General features: G+C 38.7%; 16 protein-coding genes, 3 pseudogenes and 2 CRISPR repeat arrays. Of the genes and pseudogenes, 7 read left to right on the forward strand and 12 right to left on the reverse strand.

Going from position 1 to position 22,968, the window contains the following annotated elements; genetic code table 11:
- The first annotated feature begins 51 nt into the window (after window positions 1-51).
- Window positions 52-2,457: direct repeats of the CRISPR family, unit length 37 nt; unit sequence GTTTCAATCCCTTAAAGGGATTATTAGAAATTGCAAT.
- A gap of 278 nt (window positions 2,458-2,735) precedes the next feature.
- The 4 genes and pseudogenes from cas6 to AC2JBO_RS28250 all read right to left on the reverse strand — a co-directional run bounded on the left by cas6 (window position 2,736) and on the right by AC2JBO_RS28250 (window position 5,263).
- Window positions 2,736-3,563, reverse strand: a complete 828-nt coding sequence (cas6, locus tag AC2JBO_RS28235; RefSeq protein ID WP_496956950.1) for a CRISPR-associated endoribonuclease Cas6 — start codon at window positions 3,561-3,563, stop codon at window positions 2,736-2,738.
- A gap of 233 nt (window positions 3,564-3,796) precedes the next feature.
- Window positions 3,797-4,147, reverse strand: a pseudogene (locus tag AC2JBO_RS28240) (DUF1016 N-terminal domain-containing protein); the annotation flags it as partial.
- A gap of 123 nt (window positions 4,148-4,270) precedes the next feature.
- Window positions 4,271-4,405: pseudogene (locus AC2JBO_RS28245) on the reverse strand (HNH endonuclease); the annotation flags it as partial.
- A gap of 65 nt (window positions 4,406-4,470) precedes the next feature.
- Window positions 4,471-5,263 (reverse strand): annotated as a pseudogene (locus AC2JBO_RS28250) (IS5 family transposase).
- A 188-nt stretch (window positions 5,264-5,451) separates the two neighbouring features.
- Here AC2JBO_RS28250 and AC2JBO_RS28255 point away from each other — a divergent pair.
- Complete coding sequence (locus AC2JBO_RS28255; RefSeq protein ID WP_496956951.1) at window positions 5,452-7,068, forward strand: autotransporter outer membrane beta-barrel domain-containing protein; 1,617 nt, start codon at window positions 5,452-5,454, stop codon at window positions 7,066-7,068.
- On the forward strand, window positions 7,056-7,223 hold the full coding sequence (locus tag AC2JBO_RS28260; RefSeq protein WP_496956952.1) for a hypothetical protein: 168 nt from the start codon (window positions 7,056-7,058) through the stop codon (window positions 7,221-7,223). The genes AC2JBO_RS28255 and AC2JBO_RS28260 overlap by 13 nt, the downstream gene beginning before the upstream one ends.
- Before the next feature lie 192 nt (window positions 7,224-7,415).
- Here AC2JBO_RS28260 and AC2JBO_RS28265 read toward each other — a convergent pair whose 3' ends face one another.
- A complete protein-coding gene (locus AC2JBO_RS28265) occupies window positions 7,416-10,091 on the reverse strand; it encodes a CHAT domain-containing protein (RefSeq protein WP_496956953.1) in 2,676 nt (891 codons plus the stop codon).
- Window positions 10,092-10,284: 193 nt separating this feature from the next.
- Between AC2JBO_RS28265 and AC2JBO_RS28270 the strand changes: the two genes are divergently transcribed.
- Window positions 10,285-10,536, forward strand: a complete 252-nt coding sequence (locus AC2JBO_RS28270; RefSeq protein WP_496956954.1) for a hypothetical protein — start codon at window positions 10,285-10,287, stop codon at window positions 10,534-10,536.
- Window positions 10,537-10,824: 288 nt separating this feature from the next.
- Here AC2JBO_RS28270 and AC2JBO_RS28275 read toward each other — a convergent pair whose 3' ends face one another.
- From AC2JBO_RS28275 to AC2JBO_RS28300, 6 genes are all read right to left on the reverse strand, one after another.
- A complete protein-coding gene (locus tag AC2JBO_RS28275; RefSeq protein ID WP_496956955.1) occupies window positions 10,825-12,081 on the reverse strand; it encodes an alpha-L-fucosidase in 1,257 nt (418 codons plus the stop codon).
- Window positions 12,082-12,141: 60 nt separating this feature from the next.
- The gene (locus AC2JBO_RS28280) at window positions 12,142-13,110 is read right to left on the reverse strand and encodes a hypothetical protein (protein ID WP_496956956.1); all 969 of its coding nucleotides are present in this window, start codon (window positions 13,108-13,110) and stop codon (window positions 12,142-12,144) included.
- Between the two features lie 524 nt (window positions 13,111-13,634).
- Window positions 13,635-14,187: a CRISPR direct-repeat array (repeat unit 37 nt; unit sequence ATTGCAATTCAAATTAATCCCTACTAGGGATTGAAAC).
- A gap of 509 nt (window positions 14,188-14,696) precedes the next feature.
- On the reverse strand, window positions 14,697-16,163 hold the full coding sequence (locus AC2JBO_RS28285; RefSeq protein WP_496956957.1) for an amidohydrolase: 1,467 nt from the start codon (window positions 16,161-16,163) through the stop codon (window positions 14,697-14,699).
- A gap of 399 nt (window positions 16,164-16,562) precedes the next feature.
- The gene (locus AC2JBO_RS28290; protein WP_496956958.1) at window positions 16,563-16,940 is read right to left on the reverse strand and encodes a hypothetical protein; all 378 of its coding nucleotides are present in this window, start codon (window positions 16,938-16,940) and stop codon (window positions 16,563-16,565) included.
- A 212-nt stretch (window positions 16,941-17,152) separates the two neighbouring features.
- Window positions 17,153-17,353: a hypothetical protein gene (locus tag AC2JBO_RS28295; protein WP_496956959.1), complete on the reverse strand. Its 201-nt coding sequence runs from the start codon at window positions 17,351-17,353 to the stop codon at window positions 17,153-17,155.
- Between the two features lie 5 nt (window positions 17,354-17,358).
- Complete coding sequence (locus AC2JBO_RS28300; RefSeq protein ID WP_496956960.1) at window positions 17,359-17,553, reverse strand: hypothetical protein; 195 nt, start codon at window positions 17,551-17,553, stop codon at window positions 17,359-17,361.
- 204 nt (window positions 17,554-17,757) lie between these two features.
- On the opposite strand from AC2JBO_RS28300, the gene AC2JBO_RS28305 reads away from it, so the two are divergent.
- On the forward strand, window positions 17,758-18,027 hold the full coding sequence (locus tag AC2JBO_RS28305; RefSeq protein ID WP_496956961.1) for a hypothetical protein: 270 nt from the start codon (window positions 17,758-17,760) through the stop codon (window positions 18,025-18,027).
- A 226-nt stretch (window positions 18,028-18,253) separates the two neighbouring features.
- On the opposite strand, the gene AC2JBO_RS28310 is transcribed toward AC2JBO_RS28305, so the two are convergent.
- Entirely contained in the window at window positions 18,254-20,629 is a 2,376-nt protein-coding gene (locus AC2JBO_RS28310; RefSeq protein WP_496956962.1) for a tetratricopeptide repeat protein, read from the reverse strand.
- 292 nt (window positions 20,630-20,921) lie between these two features.
- On the opposite strand from AC2JBO_RS28310, the gene AC2JBO_RS28315 reads away from it, so the two are divergent.
- The 3 genes from AC2JBO_RS28315 to AC2JBO_RS28325 all read left to right on the forward strand — a co-directional run.
- On the forward strand, window positions 20,922-21,845 hold the full coding sequence (locus AC2JBO_RS28315) for a ferritin-like domain-containing protein (RefSeq protein WP_496956963.1): 924 nt from the start codon (window positions 20,922-20,924) through the stop codon (window positions 21,843-21,845).
- A gap of 15 nt (window positions 21,846-21,860) precedes the next feature.
- The gene (gene uppS, locus AC2JBO_RS28320) at window positions 21,861-22,619 is read left to right on the forward strand and encodes an undecaprenyl pyrophosphate synthase (RefSeq protein ID WP_496956964.1); all 759 of its coding nucleotides are present in this window, start codon (window positions 21,861-21,863) and stop codon (window positions 22,617-22,619) included.
- Window positions 22,620-22,660: 41 nt separating this feature from the next.
- Window positions 22,661-22,968, forward strand: a 308-nt coding sequence (locus AC2JBO_RS28325) for a hypothetical protein (protein WP_496956965.1), incomplete at its 3' end; no start/stop codon positions are given.

Consider the following 22,968-nt stretch of genomic DNA (forward strand, 5'->3'; position numbering starts at 1 on the left):
TAATTAACAGCTTACGCCCTGAGAGCTTTTTTTACTCAACTGCCGACTTTTCAAACATCCTCTTAAAGGGATTATTAGAAATTGCAATCCAGTGTCAAAGGTTGGGAATGAGGCAGTTTTTTGGTTTCAATCCCTTAAAGGGATTATTAGAAATTGCAATAAATACGCAACCAATTTAATCAATACTAGCTGTGTTTCAATCCCTTAAAGGGATTATTAGAAATTGCAATAAAGCTAGGTAGTACTACTTGCTGGACGGGTTCTGTTTCAATCCCTTAAAGGGATTATTAGAAATTGCAATTTGCTTGAATACGAAGAATCTGAAAATAAGCCAGTTTCAATCCCTTAAAGGGATTATTAGAAATTGCAATCCTTGCTCAAAACGTTGTTTAAGTCTCTTTAAATGTTTCAATCCCTTAAAGGGATTATTAGAAATTGCAATGAGATTTGGCGCCTCCAGCTTCTTCGGAAAATTCGTTTCAATCCCTTAAAGGGATTATTAGAAATTGCAATTTTAGTGTTGGTCTGTTCTGTGTTCTTCACCCATGTTTCAATCCCTTAAAGGGATTATTAGAAATTGCAATCATAATTGGAGGCAAATCAGGAGCCTTTATTTTGGTTTCAATCCCTTAAAGGGATTATTAGAAATTGCAATGCGAATCCATCGAAGGACTGATTAAATCTTACGTTTCAATCCCTTAAAGGGATTATTAGAAATTGCAATAATTTGTAATAGATTTAGGTCATGGATGTCCACCAGTTTCAATCCCTTAAAGGGATTATTAGAAATTGCAATCTTTTGCTGGTAACAATGGTAGTAGGATTCGTAGTTTCAATCCCTTAAAGGGATTATTAGAAATTGCAATCTATACAATAAAATAATTCCTTGTCTGTTTCATGTTTCAATCCCTTAAAGGGATTATTAGAAATTGCAATCAACTATATTAGATGTATAAACAAACAACACGGAGTTTCAATCCCTTAAAGGGATTATTAGAAATTGCAATTCAAACTTGCTGCTGATTTGATTGGAACTGAAGGTTTCAATCCCTTAAAGGGATTATTAGAAATTGCAATCCAGCGATTCTGATTGAGTGCTGTTTTTGCGATTCAAAGTTTCAATCCCTTAAAGGGATTATTAGAAATTGCAATATTCTATTTCTTGCTGAACGGCTCCGACGTTGATGTTTCAATCCCTTAAAGGGATTATTAGAAATTGCAATAGGTATCAGTTAGAGGATATCAAATTTCAGCGTGAGTTTCAATCCCTTAAAGGGATTATTAGAAATTGCAATTGGACTTTAAGTCGATAGTTAATAGTTCTTCCATGTTTCAATCCCTTAAAGGGATTATTAGAAATTGCAATAAGTTTTCGTTGGCTCAAGCGCTTTTTTCGTCGAAAAGTTTCAATCCCTTAAAGGGATTATTAGAAATTGCAATGTTAACAACAATAGCATACTCAAGTGCTAATGGGTTAGTTTCAATCCCTTAAAGGGATTATTAGAAATTGCAATACGTACAGAGGCAGTGCTTCCATCAAGTCTTCATAAGCAGAAGTTTCAATCCCTTAAAGGGATTATTAGAAATTGCAATTTAATAACTACTACCATGCAACACCTTGATAATAGTTTCAATCCCTTAAAGGGATTATTAGAAATTGCAATAAACTATCGTTGGCTTTTACAAAAAAACTTCCTATGTTTCAATCCCTTAAAGGGATTATTAGAAATTGCAATAAACCTTGCTTGTTCAACAGCTATTGATTACGCTGTTTCAATCCCTTAAAGGGATTATTAGAAATTGCAATGGGATAGCGCATTAGTTAGTGGTGCCTCATCGACGGTTTCAATCCCTTAAAGGGATTATTAGAAATTGCAATGTGGATGTGTCATACGATACGGGAGATTTCATCCGTTTCAATCCCTTAAAGGGATTATTAGAAATTGCAATATTATGTTTTTGCCCAAACCTCCATACGCGACGAACTGTTTCAATCCCTTAAAGGGATTATTAGAAATTGCAATGGCGCATCAATAGCGACAATATAAACAACGTACTGTTTCAATCCCTTAAAGGGATTATTAGAAATTGCAATCTCTTGTACTGCTATCCTCCATGAAAGTAGTACAATCGTTTCAATCCCTTAAAGGGATTATTAGAAATTGCAATGTAAAAGTGTTTGGCTATATCGGTGTCAGAGGGAATGTTTCAATCCCTTAAAGGGATTATTAGAAATTGCAATCCCTGCTAGTCCAGGAACACACAAAGTCTACGGAAGTTTCAATCCCTTAAAGGGATTATTAGAAATTGCAATCTAAGTCATCGTTACCAAGTGAGCGCGCGTGGTTGTTTCAATCCCTTAAAGGGATTATTAGAAATTGCAATTAGAGATGGTCGGGGGTCAAGGTAAAGCTATCAATGTTTCAATCCCTTAAAGGGATTATTAGAAATTGCAATGGCTCGCTGTGGAAGCTTTGCTGTATTTGGTTTTCAAGGTACTGTACCGCGAATCTAGAATAAGAATAGCGTTTCAGAGCTTGAGGTGTCAAGATTGGTATGGGCATAAATGGCTGAAATACTCTATTGATAAGGGTTTCAGAGTTACCGCGAACCTATGAACATCGCTAAATTCTTCAAAGCTTTATTGGGTAAGTGTTTTGGGCATAATTTTATGTCCTGTCTAAAAAACACCCTATGGTTCGCAGTGATATAGGGGAAATGAGGTAAAATGTTGTCTAATTAGTTTGCCTGCGTACCATTCCCATTCCCATTGGTGTTTTCCTTCCGACTCCTGCGTATAGTGCAAAGTCAGCTATCGCGTTTACTTGTTTGATGACTTCTGGTTCGACTTCTCCCATAATTTTATAGCTTACTTGCCCAACACAACCTATAAATTTACTGCGGGAGTCACTCGCTATTTCTGTACGGATGTTGAAAAAGCTTGGAAAAATGCAATCTATTATTTCAGGTGATATTTCTATGCTGCTATATTTATTCCAGCGTTGTAGTAAACTTTTGAATACTGACTCTTTACTGGGTAATGCTGTATCGAAGCTTCCTTGCCGAAAAGCTGTTGGAGTGGCAAATATAAAGTTGATGCTTCGTTCGGCGCCACTTGCTTGTTCATATAGCTGGGTATAAGTACAGGCGTTTGCCCAAGGTTGGTTTGACTGAGGTGTAGCTTGGATACTGGTAATAAACAAGTCAGCAGAGCCTAAATGCCAAGCTTTTTCAGGATTTATATTTAACCAAAGCTGCGTTAGTCTACTAAATAAGGTATCGTCAAGCAAAGACAGGCGCCACCAGCAAGGTGTCTCAGGTTGTATAGGTTCTTGGTGCTGCCATTGCAGAATATTGTTTTTAAGTGCTGGTTGTCTGCGGTGTATTTGTATAGGCGAAAGCGTAAAAGCTTTATCTGTGGTTGTATCATGAAGGATATCGCCTAAACTTTTATCCACAGAACTGACAAGGTTGAGAAATAAAGCATGATAATGCCTACCAGATAAAAATTGTGGATAGATGCTTGACTGGGGTAGTAAGTTAAGGACTAGACTGTGAGGCATTTGACTGATGAATGTTGGATTTTAAATATGTGAAGCAACCTCCGGAGAGGTTTTAATATCAACATTTACTAGCCTAACAAATAATTACAAAATCGGAGCATTCCAAATTTGATATGTCATACTGGTTTTCTCATATTATTTTTACTCAACCCCCTCCAATAGTTTAGAAATTTGTTCTGGAGCAGGAAGTTTGTTTTTGAGTTCTTGCGGAACGCTAGAAACTATTTGATAAGGTTCTCTATTTGGTGAATTAAAACATTTTTAGTCCAACCAAACTTTTTAGTCATTCTAATATAAAATTTTCGTTCTAAATCATCTTTACACTTTTCTAAAATAATTATATTATGAGTCCAAGCAATTTCTGCAACCAATGGTTGCATTTTTTCATTCTGATAGTATGCTATATAAAAACTACGCATATTCCAAATATTGCGGACAGAAAATCCGCTAATACCAGGAAACTCAGATTGTAAGTCTTTCGCTAACTGTTCAACGACTGATTTACCCCAGCTATTGCCCTGCTGGCGCCCAACAATCATCTTACCAATATCCCAATAAAGCGCAATAAGTTCTTTATTTACAGCAGTTTAAACGAAAAGAAAATTTACACCCTCGCTTACGAAGCTGGTTAGGTCGATGGGGGATATTATTCCCCGCACCTCCCTTTTAAATCCGGACATGCCACTTTCGCTGCATCCGGCTTCCGATTATCTTTGATTGCTTGAGTGGATATAATCGTGGCAGCTTTTATGTACTGCGACAATATTTTTATTTATCCAGTTGTTATGATTGCCATCAATATGATGTATTTGTACCTGCTCATCACTTAATAATTTGGCTCCACAGAGTTCGCATTTGTAGTCCTGTTTCTTAAGAGGATGTTTTAAAAGTCAAAGCAAGTTAAAAATTACGCTAATCGCCTGACCATGATGCGAATCATCGCAATATAAATGAAAGTTTCTGAGGTTTCGGGCAAATGCTCATAATCTTTACTCAGGCGCCTACACCAGTTGAGCCATCCAAATGTTCGCTCCACAACCCACCTTTTTGGTAAATGGACAAAGCCCTTTTTTTCCAAGGGTCTGAGAACAATTTCAACAATCCACCGAAACATGTCTATCACCCAACGTGCAAACTCCTCTCCTCTATAGCCCCCGTCCATCCAAATTGTGTGTAATCGCCTTACTTTACCTCCCATACCATGAACTCGTTCTAGGACTTTTTTCGCTCCTTGCCGCTCAGGAATAGAAGCAGACGTAACCAAAACTCGTAAAACCAACCCAAGTAAATCTACTGTTAGATGACGTTTTCGTCCGTGTATCTGTTTACCTGCGTCATAACCAACTTCTTGGTATATCATTGTTGCTGTTTCTACCGACTGGCTATCCACGGCAGCTTCAGATGGGCTTGGTTCTCGTCCTGCCGCGACTCTTACCCACTGGTATAATTTGTCATGAACTAGGAGCCAAGTACCGTCCAGACGCCATGCTCGAAAATATCCATAAACTGTTTGCCACGGAGGAAAGTCCCCTGGCAAACCTCGCCATGTACAACCTTCACAAAGCACGTAAAGTATTGCATTTACGACTGCGTACATCACTGTATTACGCGGACGACCACCTGTCTTAGCTTCCGGGAAAAGGTCTGAGATCAGTTCCCACTGTTCCATTCGTTAAGTTGCTACGATATTCTTTAGTCATTGACTCACAAGGTGCTGTTATCTGTAATTTCAGCTTAAACCTTGTGAGCTTTCTTACGATAGCCCCCCACTTTTAAAACATCCTCTAATGGTGTAAACAAAATTTTTAGCAGTGGAATTCGCAGCCTTTTAGAAATAGGAACAAAAGGGAGTGGGGGAAATATTAATATCAATGCAGGTTCTTTGTCTATGGATGATGAAGCTCAAATTGTCGCAGGTACATTTGGAGAAGGAAAAGCAGGTAACGTGACAATAGGTGCATCTCATTTTGTTTTCTTAGACAAGAATGCCAGAATTTTTGCCACTGTAGAATCAGGAGGTGTAGGAAAAGGAGGTAATATCAACCTCAGCGCAAGATCGCTATCACTACTTGATGGTTCTCAACTGAAAACTTCGGTTCGTAGACCGGATGGACAAGGAGATGCAGGGGATGTCAATATTAATGTTTCTGATGCGGTAACTATCTCTGGTGGAAGTAATACATTTCGTAGTGGAATTGTTAGCCGAGCCGAAACAGGTACACAAGGTAACGGAGGAAACATTACTATTAATTCAGCTTTATTATCTCTACAAGATGGCGCTCAATTGGAAGCCAGCACAGATGGGCAAGGAAGTTCAGGTAATATTCAAATTAATGTTAAGGATTCTGTAAATGTTTCTGGTACTAGTCAGGAGGCTGGATTTTCTAGTGCTTTCTTGACATTTACTGGTTCTAATTCCATTGGCAAGGGTGGCAATATTACTATTGATGCAGGTTCCTTTAATTTACAAGACGGTGCCTTATTAGATGCGCGCACCCGAAATAACAATAAGGGTGGCGATATTACCTTAAATACTAATGTATTTGAAGCACTTAACGGTGGACAACTTACCACAACTACCGAGAGCAACGGATCTGCTGGTAAAATTACAGTCAACGCTACTGACAAGGTAACGATTAACGGTAACGACCCGAATTACAATGACCGTCTGACTAATTTTCCCAACAGCGTTGGAAATATCGGCGCCAATGCTGGCCTCTTCGTCAATTCCACTGGTTCAGGAACCACAGGTGATATTGAAATCAATTCCCCAAATATAACACTAGATAATCAAGGAAAACTTCAAGCGAATTCTGCATCGGGTAACGGTGGTAACATCAAACTCAACAGCGATTTACTTTTACTCAGACGAGGCGCCCAAATTTCCACCAACGCAGGTACTCAAGAAAAAGGTGGTGATGGAGGTAATATTGATATTAATTCTCGTTTTATTGTTGCCGTCCCCACAGAAAATAGCGATATCACAGCTAATGCTTTTACTGGTAAAGGTGGTAACATAAATATCCAGACACAAGGTATCTTTGGTATTGAACCCCGCACGATACCATCAGACGATAAGAGTGATATCACCGCAAGTTCTCAACTTGGTGTCCAAGGAAATGTTTCTATTACTCAACCTGATATTAAACCACAGCAAGGATTAATTGAATTACCCCAAGAAGTCGTTGATGCTACACGTAAAGTTGCTCAAATTTGTCCCAGAGAACCTGGTGCCAAACCATTAGGAGAATTTACCATTACAGGACGAGGTAGTTTACCACCCAGTCCACTCGAAGCTTTACCAGGTACAACCAACACTACCAAGTTAGCAACTTTAGACAATAATAATAGAAACGTATCAAATATAGTCCCTAACAAAGTGCAAAACGCGGTAGTTGAAGCGCAAGGTTGGGTCAAAAATACCGATGGGAGTGTCGAGCTTGTAGCAATGGCGCCACAAGCTACACCAAACGCACGTACTGTAACGTCTGCATGTCCATTTTAAAACAGTTAGAAGCTTATTTGGAAAGAGTAAAAGCAGATTACGGTTGGTTGTTCGTTTTTGATAGACGCGAAAATGCACCAGCTTTTCTCGACCGTTTGAAAACTAAAAACGTGACAACTAAAAAAGGACGCTCTGTAGTTGTTATAAGGGCTTAAGGTAGGCGCTGAATGATAGCTTACAGATTATGAAATATTGATTGAGGCAACATTTAAATATCTGAATACTCAAGTGTCTACATACTTAAATATATGTGTTAGACTTGTATCTAAAATTAAAAAATATTAATTAAAATGAGTAGTAGAGACGTGACGGGCAAGGATGCCCGTTCCACAATATGGATAATAGTTTTATGTCCAGTTTCCTAGGAGTACATATGCAGCCCAGTAGTAGGGTGATTTGTAATCTTTGTTGTTTAAGATTGCTACTTGCGCGCGTCTCAGTGCTTCAGCTTTTGATATACCTGTTTTACCAGCTTTGACAAGTTCGTCGTAAAATTGGCTCATTAGTATTGCTGATGCTTCGTCGTTAACTTGCCATAACGTTGCTATTGTACTACGGGCGCCACTTCGTACTGCAACACCTGCAAGTCCAAGTGCAGATTTTGAGTCACCTGCTGCTGTTTCGCACGCACTAAGTACTAAAAGTTCTAGTGAGTTATTGCGCGATAGTTCAACGGTTTTTAATACTCCACTTAGGTCGTTGACTTTGATTTTTTTATCCCATGTAATGATAAATGTGTCTTCGGCGTTTGAGCCAAATTGACCGTGTGTTGCTAAGTGTACGATGGGGAAGGGAGCAGTTGAGACTCGGGATCTAAATGCGGAGTCTGTAAAACCTTGATTAAGCAGTACTTGAGAAGGTATTTCTGATTGTATTTTGTTAACTTCTTGTGCAACGTTTGGTAGTGCTGGAAAGCCAGATCGAGCTTCACTTAACCCTGCTACTAATGCTCCTAAACGCTCTTGTCGTAGTGAACGCGGCGCCAGTAGTTGTAATCCTGGTGTCAAGGCAACGCTATACTTTTCTACAAGGAACTGCTTACCATCGTGTAATGCTGACATTGGTATATTCCGCAAAACACCATCTAACACGAATACAAGTGTTTCAACTTTACTCGTTGTAATATCATTGGCTGCATCACGCATCACGTAATCATACATTTTTTGCAGTTTCGGCAACATGATATCAATAATTGCCGCTGTTGGTTGTCTAAGGTCGTCATTTAAACGTGCTGCTAGTTTTTCAATTTCCTGTTTAGTAATTTTTGATTTGTAGTAGTGGAAGTCACGATTATCTTTGGAGTTGGGGTCGGCGCCTGGTTTTGGTAGACTGGTAATCACAGCAAGCTGGTCTTCAAGGATAATTGGGTAAATGACTGCTGCTTTGGCATCAACTATATCAACTTGTTCGGGTTTGGCATTCAAGCAAGCTTCACGAAAGAAGTTATCGAGTTCAACTAACTGTAATCCTTCTATTACGTCACGCGCGGTTTTGAGATTGTCTTTATTTTGTGAACTTACTAGTAATTCTACAAGTTGACGATGAATTGGTTCAACAGCATTACGAAAAGAAAACTGCACGTCAGGACTTGCGGCCGCTAGATCTGCCCGTAATGATTTAATAGTACCAACGGCTTCTTTATAAGCAACAATAGCAACATCATTCTTATTTTGTGCCTTTGTTACCCTTCCTAACTGCCACTGCCACAGATATGCAATGTCACCTGCATTAACTTGTTGTGCGAGTTGAAGCGCTTGGTTCGTAAGCTTTTCTGCTTCTTTCCACCGCTTCGCTCGTTCGTAAACACTGCCAAGACTACCTTGTGCATAAGCGAGTGTACGGGGGTTGCCTAACTCTTGCGCTTGTTTGATTGCAACTGCCAAAATATTCGCAGTATCAAGCATATAATCATTGGAACGCATCCGCATCATTGTTTGAGCAAGATTTATACGCGCGTCGATAGCAGTTTGACTTTGTGGTAATGCTTCAACTTCTTTTCTCACCTCTGGCAGCAGGTTTTTAACAGCATCCTCTTGTTTGGTATCTACAAGTAAGCTAAGTTGATTTAACTGTGCTTGAACTTTAATACTGGGTGCGGATGTTGCAGCTTGTTGATAAAAGTTGAGTGCAGCTTGTGTATCAACTTGTATACGCTCTTTATCATCCAAAGTAGCATCGAAATTGATTTGCGCGCGTGATGTATTTCCTAAACTAAGTTGTGTTAGAGCAATTGTTTCAGGTAACTTTAACTCTTGGGCAATGACTAAAGTTCGTTCTAAAATAAGCTTGGCTTGAGGTAAATTACCAATAACCCGTAATGAATCACCTAAAGTTCGTAATGCTGCTGCTGTTTCAGGTGATGCAGGAACTTTTTGTAAAGCAGTTTTTAGGTCTTCTTGTTTCGTTGTGTTAGATAAATTTAACACAGATGCCAGTAGTTCCACCGCGCGGCGATATAACCCTAAGTTTTGTAACGCTTTTGCTTGTTTGACTTGACTCATCAGTACTTGTTTAGGATTATTTTGCTGCTTATATAAAGACTCAGTACGTTGCCAGGTTTTTAACGCTGCTTCCGCTTGCCCGCGCGCTAATTGTAACTCACCTTGGATATCATAACTTTGTGTTAACGCGGATAGTTGTCCTGGTTGTGAACTGCTCGTTAATATCTTAATACTGTCTGTGATGGAACTATCTGCATCGTTCCATTGTCCCAATTGTTGGTAAGATAGTGCTAAGTTACTTAAACTGAGCGCTTGTTTAATAGGGTCTTTAGCTGCTTGATAAGCTTTCGCCGCTTGTTGAAATAAACTTGCTGCCTCAGAATACTTACCTTCCCCGTATAAAATGCGCGCGGTTTGTTCGAGAGAGGCGCCGGACTGTTGTGTTATAGATATAGTGGACGTATTGGGCAATTGAGCAAAAACTGGTGATGTCACACATAACAACGCTGTCGTCAACATTGGCAGCATGAAACGCATTAAACGCTTATTGTATTTTGTTATACGTTTTATAGTACTTTTCATTTTAAATCTACAGTTTAAGTAGCTAAATCGAAACATACCAGTTTTATACCCATTCGGTTACAAGTTTATACAGACTTAATATTTCCAGTCAGAGTTAACATATGCACTGATCCCCCCTAATCAGTTTCTAACTAGGCAACAACAGCGACGTGACTCACAAACACTTGATTAACAACCTTGTTAAACTAATACCATGAACCAAACTGACAGCACCCCAACACCAGAAACGCTTGAAATATGGCGTGCGCTCGATGAAATTGACCAAGACCCATGCATAGGAAAAATGACAAAAGAAGAAAAAGACATCCTTTTCGACCAGTTCTTTAGTAAAGAAGCTAAAATGGCACGTTTACAAGGGATACGTGAACGCAAGCAAACTCTAGAAGAAAAGCTAGCTTCATTATCGACAATGGAAACACAATTAGTAGAGAGCCTTCAGGAATAAAACTACATTCATAAATGATTAATTGCATTCTAAGTTATGAAAAAGGGTTCTATCGTACATAGCGTGCTAAATTTTAATTAAAATCTATAAATATGCTTGATTTACAAGGCTTACAGACGCTTTTAGTTTTAATTTTGGACAAGAATACCGTTCTGAAGGTAATAATAGCTGTAAGATAAGCCCAGCAAGAGTTTTAAGCTTATTTTTCCCTAAATTAGCACGCTAAGTACGCAAGAGCCGGAAATATTCGTAAAAAAGATAAATCACTATAAAACAGGCGCCATTTACTTAATCATCTGTAATATTAATAACAATAACAGTAGCATAAGGGTCAATTAATGATTCTGGTACAGTAATTGTTAACTCTCCTGTGGGGTTAGAATTAAATGATTCTATAATTGCACAACGAGTAGTGTATTGAAGAGGAGTTTTATCTTTCAAATTGTATACGGATTGTATCTTTTTAATTGGGACTCCTCGTACAGAAATTGTTTCGTATGGTTTCCAAAGTAAATGTAAATAAATTAAATTTCCTTTGCGCGTAGATGAACCATAAAATTGCCAAGGTTCTAAACCGGGTTGTGTGCCAATAATACTTTCTTGATGTGCCTGCATCCAAGTTTCTAGTACTGCTAGACGTTCGAGCAATTCTGGTTGAATTTGTCCATCACCCATTGGGGCAACATTTAATAGTAAATTGCCCCCTTTACCTGCTACTTCACAAAGAGTGTGTATTATTTGTCGTGATGATTTAAAATTAGTATCAACAGAATTATAACCCCAACTCTCATTAATGGTCATGCAAGCTTCCCACATCGTATCAAGAGGTTGGGGAGGGATAAATTGTTCTGGGGTAGTAAAATCACCGAAACCTGGTAAACGGTCGTTGATTAAAATATCTGGTTGCAACGCGCGAATCATATCATTTAGTTCTGCTGCTTTCCATTGTTCTGGTGTTCGCTCCCAACTACCATCAAACCAAATAATATCAATCTTGCCATAGTTTGTTAATAATTCCCGCACTTGGGCAAACATAAAATCTGTATAATGCTGCCATTGTTGGGTTGTAGGCTGACGGTGTTTAAGAAGATTATAAGGTTTATCTGCTTCGGTAAAAGCTGGATAATCAGGGTGATGCCAATCAATTAAAGAAAAATATAACCCGATACGAATACCAAGAGAACGCATTGCCTCTACAAATTCTCTTACAATGTCTTTCTGATGTGGCGAGTTATTAATCGAAAAATCTGACGCTTGAGTATGAAACATAGCAAAGCCATCGTGATGTTTAGCTGTCAAAATGGCATACTGCATTTCCAAGCGTTTTGCTAAACTTGCCCACTCTTGAGGATTATATTTTTGTGGGTTGAAAGTTTTTGCACTTTGATGATACTCATCAACTTCAATGTTATTACAAAAAGGCAAACTAAATACACCACCTGCAAGTGGCCATGATAATTCAACACCAAGCTGAGAACTATGTCCCCAGTGGACAAACATTCCAAACCGAGCAGTGTTAAACCAATTATCAATATTCTCTGACATTATCACTAACTCCATTTTGAGACAGGCGCCTGGTACGCTCTGTGCGCTGCTACTAACTTATTATCTACGGTCGCGTTCTATGCGGTCAATTTCGTTTTTATATAGTTCGACTTCTGACTTGTTTGGCAGGCGCCTGCGTGCTGCTTCAATTAAACGCGCGCAAACGTCTGGGTCATAAACAAGCTGCTGCATTCGTTTTTTGAGTGTTTCTAGTTCGCTTATATGTGAAAATTCATCACTAGTACGCAGTTGTTCAACAAAGTGACTTGCATATAGGTATTCAGCGTCGGTTAAATAACCTAAACGATGTCCCGGACGGTAGTCATTCTGCGCCATTTCTCGTTTATAACCAGCTTTGAAAATCTGCCCAAAGCCACAGACAAACATACACATGTCAGTGTAACGTTCGTTGAGTAAATAATCACTTTTACGAATTCCAGAGTTTTCTAAAATATAGTGACAGACCTCATGAGCTAAAATAGCTTGTGCAGCTAATTTATCATTAAAGAAATCTGAACCAACTTTAATTGTTACCCAGCCTTCTTCATCTACCTGAAATAGTCCTGCTGCAAATGGTATAGCTTCAACAACTACATGGGGAACCATATATGGTATTTCAAACCCAGGTGCAGTATTTCTAGTATGACATAATAAAAGCTCTACAAATTTTGCAGGCTCGGTAATATGAGGAAAGTTGCTTGGATTTAATAAAAACGGAGTATGTGTTAAACTAGCTTCTGTTGTCCATGCTTTAAATGCGAGTTCACGCAATTGAGACTCCAAAGACTCTGAATTGATAACATGAATAGGTAGATGTACTGACGCTGGAGAGGTGGAATAAGTAGCTTGAGGCGTTTCTACTGCAGTACTTTTGTTTCTTTTCGAGTAATAAAATTTATATATAACAAACAAGATAACGATTACAATACTAATTGCTAGCGCAAATACATATATATTATTCTCAGCACGCACTACTTCATTTGAGTTATTAGAAGAATTTTGAGCAATTACAAACTTATTATTTTTCATATATAGATAATTTAATAGTAATGCAATCTAGATATTTTTTGAATATGTATAATAAGATTCATGTATAAACGGAGAAGGCTTAAAAGTTAATATTCTCCAACAATATAAATATAGACACAGGTAACTAGTATGAGAGCAACACCCATACTCTTATATTTATGACAAGCTTTTACTTATGCAATGTATCGCTTCAGAGCATACTATAATTAAACAATTATAGGAAAACTGGCGCCTATTGTATAATTACCGAATAGTACGTCATTCCCATCTACGTATTCAACTGCGTAACCTCGTATCATGCGCGGGTGGGTAGGTGTAGAAAAGTTAGTTCTATCAAAAATCTCTAAAATCAAGCTACTGCAATAATTACAGCGATTTAAAAATTAAAACTACCCGCGCACTTTGTCCAGAAATGGTTCCAGCCATTTTAGTAAAATCAAAACACTATTTTATGTGATATGATTAGACCATCCGCGCATCCGCACCATGAAAACTACATATACAAAGGCTTTCAGGCGCCTGATATTGCAATTCAAATTAATCCCTACTAGGGATTGAAACGTCAAAAGATTATGAATTTCAATTAACTTGGATATTGCAATTCAAATTAATCCCTACTAGGGATTGAAACGGCAAATCATAGCAAACGGAACTAAGAGGCACCTGCGAATTGCAATTCAAATTAATCCCTACTAGGGATTGAAACGCACTAGACCCAACGGGAAGCGATTATAGAGTTATTGCAATTCAAATTAATCCCTACTAGGGATTGAAACTCTTGATTTTCGCGCAATGGCATCAAATCTACGCCAAATTGCAATTCAAATTAATCCCTACTAGGGATTGAAACGACCAACCAACACACATAATCATGTCGCGCGCTTCAAGATTGCAATTCAAATTAATCCCTACTAGGGATTGAAACAATTATTGAAGCGCTTACCAAGTCGCTGCAGTAATTAACACAGATTGCAATTCAAATTAATCCCTACTAGGGATTGAAACTGAAACTTTATAGCCAGAACGAATACAAGCGCGCGATTGCAATTAAAATTAGTCCCTACTAAGGATTGAAACGCACATGATAAAGATTATCTAACTTATTCTACCTCACATCTTGCACCAACGTATTAATACTTAATTTTTATATTTACAATAAACATAAATATTTATCAATAACACGATAAAATAGCCTTTTTAGCCTGCGTAGGCAGGCTTTGTTCGTATAGTCCAACCCTTATAGGGTGTAGGTGCAAGATATAAGCCTCCGACTGGCGCCGCAAAGCTCCAGTAAAATATGGAACTAGCACATTTTTTGGAACCCTTATTGTATATGGATTTTTTGAATGTGCAAGTTAGGAGCTACTAAAGTTTTAATTTATGCGTTGGGTCAAAACCTTCATTTTTAGATTAAATTCTGACCGTCGAGCATTGATAACTGGGCGCCTCAATGCTTGATTAAAGCAAAACTCATAGTTAGACTTTTATAGCAATCCGCGCATGATTCGTAAAATTTGCACGTTGTAGAGACCGTATTAATTCGGTCTCTACGTGAATATAATTTTTACAACTATCACAATTCCGTGTTATGACTGAGCGTCTTTATTAGGTCGTAACTCAGCGTCGATTCTATCAGCAATGGAAGTAGCTTCAAGACGAATCCGCTCCGGATCAAGGGTAAGCATCTTACGTCTTTGCATGAGAACTTTTCCATCCACAATAACAGTATCAACATCTTGGGCATCTGCTGCGTAAACTAGATGGGAGATTACATTGTAAATAGGGATTAAATGTGGTTCGTTAAGCTCAACTTGAATCAAATCTGCTTGAAGTCCCACCTTAATAGCACCAATTTTATCTGCCAAGCCGAGTGCTTCTGCACCACCAACTGTTGCCATACGCAATACAGTTTTAGCTGGTACAGCAGTGGGATCGAGAGTTGTGCCTTTATGGATGAGGGCAGTGAGACGAATTGCGTTCCACATATTAAGAACGTTGTTCGAGGCAGCTCCATCTGTACCCAGACCAACTTTAATTCCCGCTTTCAACATCGCTGGAATTGGCGCAAAGCCTGAAGCTAGTTTTAAATTCGAGTCAGGATTGTGGATAACACCAATACTACGTTTCGCCATCAAGGCTATTTCACTTTCGTTAGGCCATACTACGTGCGCGGCAAAAACGCGCGGCTCCAAGAAGCCGAGATTTTCCAAGTGTTGCACTGGGGTCGCATTATAGCGCTTTTGAACATCTTCTACTTCGGTTTTTGTCTCTGCTAAGTGAATTGTCAGGGGGACATCGTATTGACGTGCAGCCTCAATAGCCTGCTTCAAATGCTCTGGCGAGACAGTGTATGGAGCATGTGCAGTAATGGCTGGTGTAATACGTGGGTTCTTGCCTTTCGAGCGTTTTACAAAATCTACAGCTGTGGCAAACGCATCATCCCATCCTTGAAAACCAGGGCTAGGAAAATCTATTGACGATGGTGCAATAATGGCACGTAAACCACATTCATTCACCACTTGACTCGCAACATCCGGCTTAAAGTACATATCAACAAAAGTCGTTGTTCCACCCCGTATCATCTCCCAACAAGCTAACTGTTCACCGACGCGAACAAAATTGTCGTCAACAAACTTTGCTTCCGCAGGGAAGATATAGTTTTGAAGCCAATCTTGCAACGCTAAATCGTCCGCTAGACCACGAAACAGTACCATTGCTGAATGAGAATGACCATTGACAAGACCGGGCATCAGCACCATCCCTTCGCCTGGAAGTACCCTGTTAGCTTTGTAAGATGCCTGAATATTGCCTATTTTGTCTACCGCAATAATTTTACCGTTCTTGATTGCAACTGCACCATTCTTGATAACGGATTGTGCATCGTTCATAGTCACGACGTAATCGCCACCTACAATCAAGTCCACATTCCGTCCTCTTCCATCCTCCGGATTGCGATTGCTCCATGCAATGACTGCCTGACTGGAAAAGACAAAAAATAATGTGCAAACAAAAACAATCAATGGCTTATAGTATTTTGGAAGCTCTCTTTTCACTTTATTACTCTCTTTTCACGCTTTGGTTTCACCATCAGTTACTGCAAATAATAAAACACTTTTGCCTCTCATAAAAGTTTTTATACAATTTATTGTCTTGAAAATATAAGTTAGGAAAAGACCTAATGTCCTATGGCTATTCCATTTGTCCTAGCGTAAGCAGTTCATGATGACTTTTTATTTACAAAAATTTATATATTTTAATTTAATGCTAACATAATTATCATAACTAATTTTTAATCAAAAATTAAACTATACTAATGTGTATGATAGTTACCTGTACTAAGTAATAAATTAAAACTACATAAAGTTGGCGCCTGCACGTAAAAATTAGAATCCCGGTTTTTACTGCAAAACCGGGATTTTGATAATGAAGATTATACTTTTATTATAGAAAAATTAATCTATTAAAGTTCCTTGTTCTTGAAGTATTAATTTTCCGCTTTTATAGACTTGTAGTTTATTATCTGATGTTACTCGGTAAAGATATTGATTGTTACGGAACTCATAACCAAGGAAACGGCTTGGTGTAACACCATCGGCGCCTCTTGTATGGATTGTTTTGCCAGTTAAACGAATTGATCTACCTGTCTTTAAATCTTTGCCTACATATGATACATTGTTACAAGTTACATTTCCTTCAGCACAATTTCTGGTAATTTTGACGCTAAAGTTCTTTGTTCTTATTGTTTCTGCGTTTGCAAGTCCAGCGAATAAAGTTGCGCTAATAACTGGTAATAAAACGAAATATTTTGCGCTTTTTTTGAGGTTCAACATATTGTTTACTGTGTTTGTAAGATTATATTGATCGATACAAACCAGCGCTCTTCAATTCCGTAAAATTGCTTTTTGATATTTTGAAACTCGTTCTATTTGTTTAGGCGCCTGCATTTGGGTGAATATCTCAGTTGTACATAAATAATGCAGAAAGGCGCTCTTCAAGCTCGTTAAAAGAGGCGCCTCAAAAACTGGACTTAGATGTTCTACATTTAGCTAAGTAGTTTTTCCCGGCGAATAATCTCACCGAGAACAGCTTGACAGCGCTTGCTAGTTTCGTAAGCTTTACGCATCAGTTCGTGTCCTTCTTTGCGCTTACCAGCATGTATAAGTTCTATACCCTGCTTACTGTAGCTTGTTACTTCAGATGACAGTTCCTTTGCTTTGGCTCTTAAATCTTCTGTTGTTTTCATTGCTATTACTCCAATTCGGAAATTAAAGACTCTAGATTTTCAGCCTGTTCAAATATTCTATCTGCTTGGCTTTGCAAGAAGTCAGCATCCACGAGGTCGTTATTGTTTAACGCTTCCTGCGATGAAGAATAAAGCTCGTCGCTACAGTCTTGTAACTTTATATAAGCTCGTAGCAAAGCTTCTATGGTCGTTTGTTTCACAAGCACTCCTGGTTAATACTTATGTTTTACTCTTCTCAAATGCGTCCTGCATCCATGCTTATAGTTGACTTACACCCAAATTGGGAAATTAAGCGACTGTATTTTATTGTATTGCATCATCAACACATGTCAATACAATCACGAATACAATTATCAATACAGGTGAAATAAAATAGAAGCAGTTAAGTTAGGTAGTAGATAACGATGAGTGCAAAAAAAAGAACTTTTGTATCAATTGCAATACCTGAAAACAAGAAGGAGGTTTTTAAAAACAAGGCTGAGAGCGAGGGCAGAAGCATTACTGACATAATCTTGGAAATGATAGATGTGTATATTGCTACCCCTGGCCAGTCTCAAAAACTTCAGGAGATAGATGAGCTAAAATTACAAGTTCAAAAAATGCAGGAAATTCTTGAGAAGCATAATCAGAAATTCCAGCAGTACGAGCAAGCGCTGGGGGAGTCCGCCGCCTAAGAGAAGAAAATAAGCATCTTAGGCAAATTCACGACTCACTTTTAGAGACCCTAAAGAAAAAACCCGCCTAGTTTCGGCGGGTTAAGTTTTTTAATACATATTAGTATTAGATTTGTATTTTATCATCAATACAAGTTTGTGATGTTTGGAGTTCGTGTTTCCCTCTCCGAATATTACAGGTTGCATTATGTATAATTAAATGCATAAGATGCGTAAGTGCTAATTTCTAGGAATGATTTAGAAGTACGTATCGCACTCGTTCTACTTGGTTCGGCGCCTGCATTTGGGTGAATATCTCAATAGCTGAGTCAAAAGCTTCTTGACTTGCTGGTTGTTGCAGCTTTTGGAACGTTAGACCTAGTTGGAAGTAAGCAACTGCTAAGTCACACTTGGCACCGATTTTATCTAATAGTTCTATTGCTTGTGAGTGGTATGTAAGTGCGAGTTCAAATTCTGACTGGTGATGGTATATTTGTGCTAACCCACTAAGAGATTTTGCCTTGACTTGTGTGTAGTGGCTTTTTTCAGCAAAGTTTAATGCAGTGGTAAACATTTGGTTGGCTTGAATATAATCACCTAAGTTAAGATATGTTTGACCAAGCATTTGAATAAAGTATGCGTGTCTACCTGTATTTTCGTTTAGTTCTTGGGTGATGATTTGAGATGCTGATACTGCTTCGCGCGCTTTTTCATGACACCCTGAGTAAGAATTTACTAATGCTAGACAAAGTATCGCTTTTTCTGCCCAGCGATGATGGTCGGTGTTTTGCGCTTTATCTATAACTTGCTGGAATAATTGTGATGATGCTTCGAGTTCCCATAAGTCGAGCTGATATAACCCGATACTTAATAGTGAATCAACTTCTAGCATTCGCAGGTAATATGCTTTGTGTTTGTTTTCTTGTTGGGGTATTAGTGATTTGAGATTTTGCGTTACTAATTGTATGGTTTTTTGTTGGCATGTAATTGCTCTTGTGATTTTTCCTGTAATCCAGTATAGGTCTCCTAGGATGTTGTAAAGCTCGCTTAAGTTGTAATCGTGAGTGATGTTAATGATTTGATTAATTAGGGAAATTAGCGGTTGTACACAGCCGATTCTGTATAATGTGCTGCCTAGTGGTAAATATTGGTGCCATTGATTATTTCTGCTTTTGAGAATGACTTTGCCTGCTAGTTCAAATTGGTTGATTTCAATGTAGTGATAATAAGCTTCTAGTGCTTGTATGGCATCTTTGAATGCTGTTATTTGCTGTATGCTGTCTGTCCAATATTCTGCTGCTTTTTGGTTGGTTATTTCCCAGTCTGCACTTGCACGTAAGCGTGAAATAGCTTCTGCTCTAATTACTGGATGCAGCCAATATTCTCCTTGATGACATTCGATTAATGAACGGTTTCTTAATGAGGTGATAATTTGACGATGTTCTGTAGCAGGTATATCCCAAAGCAAACTATAAAGTCCAGAGGTGGGAATTTTTGCTACGTCTTGATAACGATAGCAGCCTAAACGGCATAATAAACGATAAGCTGATAAATCAAGAGATTGTAAACGGTTAATTTGACTGACTGTTAAATTCTTTAAATCTATGACAGCAAGGGGGTCTGCGCGGTTTTCTTGCCAATACCTTGCCATGTTACCCGCGAAGTCTTCTTGAATTGTACCGCACAGTATACCCATTGCTTTGGCATTTCCACCATACGCGCGCTGCATGTCTTCTAAGGTTGGTAAGTCTATTTCTACTCCTCGGTTCTTAAAAAATTGTAGCCATGCGGATTTTTCTAAACCTGGAAGACGGTAATGTTCGACGTTTAAACTTGGTTCACATAACCTGTCGCGACTCGTTATTAGAGTTGTTGAATTAACGCGCGTATCACTCAATACTCTTAATAGCTCAACGTAATTTCTGTATGCCTCAATAAATCTACCTTGTCCATCAAGCGCTGATTCTATATTGTCAATTAATACACCAATTTTTCGTCCGTGTAATTGACGCTTTAATCTCAAAAGCGATACGCCAAATTCTACACCCGGTTCTTCATTAAAGTCTTGTTTGAGCCATTCTTCTAAAACATGCTCTGCTGCAGTAATATTCTGCGTTTCCTTTGCCATCAAAAGTTCTAGCACCAAATCAAACTCACCATGCAGGTACTCAGTAGCGAGAGTTGTTTTACCTAAACCACCTTCTCCTTGAATAACTATAACTTTTGCTCCCTGATTTTTGAGTGTGTGCAGGTGCGTTATTGCTTCTCCCCTTCCTAAAAAGTTAATATTTCCAATATCTATTTTATGTTCTACAGGCGCCACAGCAACACAAACAGGTCGGAAACCAGATATAGTAGCAGCTTTACGACAACACCGTTCTAAAATTGAACGACAGTTAGCTTTGGTAATTTTCTGTTTGAGCGCTTTCGATAGCAACTTCCACAACTGCGAACCAACATCTTTAGCATGTCCTTCTGTACATCCGTATTGATTAGCTATCTCTAAGTATTTTCTACCTAACCAAACTTGCTGAAGAATAATTCTTTCCAGTTCGCTCAAAGTTTCTCCGGTATGCGCTGGAACAAAAGTATCTAACCATGCCAAAACTGCTTCAGCGTTCATCGCCTCACTATACTGACTATATATATAGATAACTAGTCCCAGTTTAAGCTCTAATTTCCAGACTTTACGACAAGATTCTGTAAATCCTACTTTTTCCCTGACTTTTCAGACTTACATCAATATCCAAACTCCCTACTTTCCCCGACTGACAAAAATATCCGGCGTAAATTAAGCTGTTGTAACAAATTGATCCCCCCTAGCCCCCCTTAATAGGGGGGGAACAAGAATCATTCTTAGCCCCCCCTTATTAAGGGGGGGTTGGGGGGGATCAAAATCACATCTAAATAAAACTATGCTTAATACCGTCAACTTATTACAAAGCAATCAAAAGCCTAACTTCTGGCAAACCCAACACCGAATTCGCACGTTACTCGACAGATATCTTACACTCAACCATTTACACGCGCGCTTACAAGACTTACCAGCACAATTTACCAATCCTCAACCACGTCCTTGGAAATATATAGACTGGCAAGCAATAAACCGTGACCAAATAATTGGTATTGATATTGATGTGTTCTTAGCTATCCTCAAAGGTAGCTTAGATACCGAGGCGCCTATTCGAGGATACACGCAAACTAGCCGTCAATATCTACAATCTCTACATCCATCTCTAGCAAGATTTGTTGGAGGTGCTGTTAACGAACACAACGAATTAATAGAACTTGGACTGTGGGAAAAAGAAGAACGTCAACACACCCCAGCACTACAAAAAATCTATCACCAACTCACAGGGGAAAAAATAACACCGACTTTACGAACGGTTCGAGGTTATCTACCAACCGACGACCTACATGAAGATTTATATCGTCATGGGTTACATCGAGTTGCGACTGAATACGGCGCCACCTGTTTATATATATGGATGATGGCACACACAAAAGACACATTATATTCAGTACTTGAGCAGCTTGCTATAGACGAAATTAACCATATGACAAAGTTTTGGGGATTTGGAGTTTGGGCATATCCCGATACATCTTTACAGAGAGTTATCAGTATCTTTATCAAAACCCGTCGTCAATGTGAGGTGCGTAACAATTTATTCCGCACCCTCACCCGTATGATGAAAACGCTTAAATGGGAAGCTTGGACACTAAATAATAAAATTACTTTGATTTTAGTGTTTACCTATACAATGTTACACCTATTGAAATGGAATAACACTCTGACACCGCAGTACTTGAACGAATTATTTGTAATTAACTCTCGCTAATTTGATATAAATTCTATGAATAAGACTATTACTCAATTACCTATTGACTTAGACTCGCAGCGTTTACCGCAACATGTAGCTTTAATCATGGATGGAAACGGTCGCTGGGCAAAACAGCGTGGTTTACCGCGCATCGCAGGACATCGCCAAGGTGTTAGAACGTTAAAAAATATACTGCGGTGCTGTAAAGATTGGGGAATTAAAGCGCTAACTGTATATGCTTTTTCTACAGAAAATTGGGGTAGACCGTTTGAGGAAGTTGAGTTTTTGATGCGGTTGTTTGAACGCGCGCTGAAAAAAGAGTTAGACGCAATGCACTCTGGAGGTGTACAAATTAGATTTATTGGTGATTTATCTGCTTTACCGCAGTCACTTGTTAAGCTCATTGATCTTGCCGTTGAAAAAACACGCTACAACCAGACGCTGCAATTCAATATCGCTGTTAACTATGGTGGGCGCCATGAAATAATTAACGTATGTCGTCAAATTGGCGAGCTTGTGAAAACAGGCAAACTTGACACGACAGATATAGATGAACAGTTATTTTCGCAACAGCTATATACAGCAAATTCACTAGAACCCGATTTACTGATTCGCACTAGTGGTGAGATGCGGTTGAGTAACTTTTTACTCTGGCAAATGGCATATACAGAAATGTACTTTACCGATGTGCTGTTCCCCGACTTTGATAGAACAGCTTTTCATCAAGCTTTGCTGAGTTACCAAAAACGTGACCGTAGATTCGGCACAATTAAAACATCTTTGTCCGCATAAGGATAAAATGCAGTATGTAGAGTTCAGGACAAATAACATTTATGCGAGTACTAGTTAGTGGAATGATAATCACTCTTGGGTTGTCTTCACTTCCAGCATTAGCACAACAGCCAAAAGTCTCAGATTCTCAAGTTGCTGCAATGGTTGAAGCACTCCGACAATCGGCGCCAAAAAGCACACCCAACAAAGGATACTACAGCGATTGGCAAGTCAAACCAGAAACAATCAAATTATGGACAAAATATTGTTTGAAAAAAGAATTAACATCGGCACAGTTTCAAAATGACCCAGCAACCGCGCGTCAAGTAGTATCATGCGTAATCAGCCGCGAATTAACCAAACAGTTTCG

It is taken from the genome of Calothrix sp. CBUCES-K 9914 (assembly GCF_059640475.1).

Coding starts and splice junctions, on each gene's coding strand:
- AC2JBO_RS28290 (WP_496956958.1), bottom strand. CDS start 16,940: ATGTTGAACCTCAAAAAAAGCGCAAAATATTTCGTTTTATTACCAGTT.
- AC2JBO_RS28270 (WP_496956954.1), top strand. CDS start 10,285: ATGAACCAAACTGACAGCACCCCAACACCAGAAACGCTTGAAATATGG.
- AC2JBO_RS28265 (WP_496956953.1), bottom strand. CDS start 10,091: ATGAAAAGTACTATAAAACGTATAACAAAATACAATAAGCGTTTAATG.
- AC2JBO_RS28280 (WP_496956956.1), bottom strand. CDS start 13,110: ATGAAAAATAATAAGTTTGTAATTGCTCAAAATTCTTCTAATAACTCA.
- AC2JBO_RS28310 (WP_496956962.1), bottom strand. CDS start 20,629: ATGAACGCTGAAGCAGTTTTGGCATGGTTAGATACTTTTGTTCCAGCG.
- AC2JBO_RS28295 (WP_496956959.1), bottom strand. CDS start 17,353: ATGAAAACAACAGAAGATTTAAGAGCCAAAGCAAAGGAACTGTCATCT.
- AC2JBO_RS28275 (WP_496956955.1), bottom strand. CDS start 12,081: ATGTCAGAGAATATTGATAATTGGTTTAACACTGCTCGGTTTGGAATG.
- AC2JBO_RS28260 (WP_496956952.1), top strand. CDS start 7,056: ATGTCCATTTTAAAACAGTTAGAAGCTTATTTGGAAAGAGTAAAAGCA.
- AC2JBO_RS28315 (WP_496956963.1), top strand. CDS start 20,922: ATGCTTAATACCGTCAACTTATTACAAAGCAATCAAAAGCCTAACTTC.
- cas6 (WP_496956950.1), bottom strand. CDS start 3,563: ATGCCTCACAGTCTAGTCCTTAACTTACTACCCCAGTCAAGCATCTAT.
- AC2JBO_RS28305 (WP_496956961.1), top strand. CDS start 17,758: ATGAGTGCAAAAAAAAGAACTTTTGTATCAATTGCAATACCTGAAAAC.
- uppS (WP_496956964.1), top strand. CDS start 21,861: ATGAATAAGACTATTACTCAATTACCTATTGACTTAGACTCGCAGCGT.
- AC2JBO_RS28255 (WP_496956951.1), top strand. CDS start 5,452: ATGGATGATGAAGCTCAAATTGTCGCAGGTACATTTGGAGAAGGAAAA.